The organism is Marinobacter iranensis (assembly GCF_029207565.1).
GTDB lineage: Bacteria > Pseudomonadota > Gammaproteobacteria > Pseudomonadales > Oleiphilaceae > Marinobacter > Marinobacter iranensis.
Window position 1 is genome coordinate 1 of the sequence record NZ_JANCMW010000343.1, and the last position, 249, is coordinate 249.

Genomic DNA, 249 nt, shown 5'->3' on the forward strand with positions numbered 1-249 from the left:
CCTTGAGGGGTACCGGCGCGATTTCATAGGTGCCCTTGCCATCGGATGACCAGCGAAAGGCCTCGCTGCTGCCGGCCTGCCGGCTGATCACGTCGACCCGGTCAGCCACCATGAATGCAGAATAGAAACCGACGCCGAACTGGCCGATAAGCTGCGTGTCTTCCGCCGCCTTGCCTGCTTCGATGCGCTCCAGGAACGCGCGCGTACCCGAACGCGCGATGGTGCCGAGCGCCTCGGCCAGCTCGTCGT

1 pseudogene is annotated in these 249 nt (G+C 65.1%); it reads right to left on the minus strand.

Annotated elements, in window-relative coordinates:
• A pseudogene (locus NLU14_RS22635) lies at positions 1-249 on the minus strand (molecular chaperone HtpG); the annotation flags it as partial.